The organism is Siphonobacter sp. (assembly GCF_048595215.1).
In the GTDB taxonomy this organism is placed as follows: Bacteria; Bacteroidota; Bacteroidia; order Cytophagales; family Spirosomataceae; genus Siphonobacter.
In genome coordinates this window covers 1-1,778 of the sequence record NZ_JBMDWJ010000052.1, presented here as the reverse complement: position 1 = coordinate 1,778, position 1,778 = coordinate 1, and the positions used below count along the sequence as shown (strand labels likewise).

Sequence of the window (1,778 nt, the reverse complement as noted above, 5' to 3'; positions counted from 1 at the left end):
ACATTAAACTGGTAGTGCTGCATCATAAACTCTTCCAGATCGAGCTTACCCGGTTCGTCGAAATCGAACAGAATGTTTTTTAAGTCAGGTTCGGTACGCAATAGCAGCAACACCGCCTCTTTTACTTTTAAAGCAAACAATGGATCGTCCGTAGTTCCGGGCAAGGGTACGTAGGGCATCAGGGAATCCATGTATCCCTGGTACAGCGGGTGCGGCGATAGAGGAATGACCGCTGGAGCTGGCAGGGGCCGTTTCTGAGCAGTATACCCGTATTCCTGACTTAGATTTACTAACGTTTTTTGATCGAGGAAAACAGAAATAGAGGTAAACTCCCCTCCTATGGGCGGATGCTTTACGAATTTCGCCAACTGATTTCGGCGACTAAAACGGAAATCGCCGGGCTTAAACTCGTGCACCTGCAAGCCGTCATTGACCGTCAGCGAACCGGAAATCTGATAGCTGAATACGTGTTCGGGAATAAACTGCTCCCCGTCCCTACTGATGTTGTAGTAGCACGAATAGATAATGCTAGAATTGGGTGGCACTTCGGACATGGCTGAATTAAAAACTTGCTGCGTACGTGTGTACGCAACAAGTTACAGATAAGAAGGTTCGATAGAAATCCGTTCGGGAAAGGATCTTCTACAGAAGTGTTGTTTAAATATCAACGCTTATGCTTTCCCTTTCAGATACGTCTGGCCCAGTTCGCTATCCAGAAAATTCTCTGAATCGTCGTGATCCGTGGAAACGGAAACGGGTAGCCAGGCTTCAAATTCAGCCTTGCGTCGGGCGTCTGCTTCCTGTAAAATGCTGGCGGCTTCACTTCCCAGAATTAAATGTATCGGAGGTTCCGGATGGTTCACCAGATCAATCAGGACCTGAGCCGCTTTGGCCGGATCGCCCATGGGGATGTATTGGCCACTGGCGAAATACTCGGCACGCTGGCCCACGCTGGTTTCATATCCTTCAACCGGGGTGGCGTAAGTCATGGAAGCTCCGGCCCAATCGGTACGAAAGCCACCGGGTTCAACGGACGTCACTTGTATGCCGAGCGGAGTCACTTCATTGACGATGGCTTCGGTGAAACCACCCAGCCCAAACTTCGCCGCCTGATACATAGTCAAGCCAGCGGCACCCACGCGACCTCCTACGGAGCTAATTTGTAAAATACGGCCACTGCGTTGCTTCCGCATCACGGGTAGTACGGCCCGCGTGATGGCAATGGGAGCGTATAAATTCGTTTCGAGCTGGCTACGTACCTGCTCTTCCGTGAAGGCTTCGGCGGCACCAATGATTCCAAACCCTGCATTATTGACCAGTACGTCAATATGGCCAAATCGTTCCACGGTAAGCGTTACGGCGGCTTGAATTTGTTCCAGATTCGTCACGTCCAGCGTGAGGAGTTCCAGTTGATCGGGATACTGATTCTTGAGAGCCTGCAAGGATTCGGGTTGACGAGCTGTAGCGGCCACCCGATCCCCCTGAGCCAGTACGGCTTCGGTTAACTGACGACCTAATCCACGGGAACTTCCAGTAATGAACCAAACCTTTTTCATAGCGAATGTTTGTTTATTGTTTCGATTACAAAATTCGTGGATAGGCCTAGGGGCTGCTTTGTTAAAAAGCTCAAAGTAACTTTGCTAAAAAGCTCACGTTAGGAGCTACGATTGAATTTGACTTCCACAAAAAAACTTACCCTCTCTACGTCTAGCAGGATTACGGAAAACAGAGTTGAATCGAGGTATTGGATCAATAAAAAGCCCTGATTCCAACTGGAA

Annotated in this window: 2 protein-coding genes; both read right to left on the bottom strand. The window is 49.3% G+C overall.

All coding sequences use genetic code 11. From position 1 onward, the window contains the following. Positions 1-554: AraC family transcriptional regulator (locus ACOJTG_RS03475; RefSeq protein ID WP_420152533.1), on the bottom strand; the 554-nt coding region annotated here is incomplete at its 3' end. A gap of 117 nt (positions 555-671) precedes the next feature. Continuing rightward, positions 672-1,556: an oxidoreductase gene (locus ACOJTG_RS03470; protein WP_420152532.1), complete on the bottom strand. Its 885-nt coding sequence runs from the start codon at positions 1,554-1,556 to the stop codon at positions 672-674. Positions 1,557-1,778: the final 222 nt, after the last annotated feature.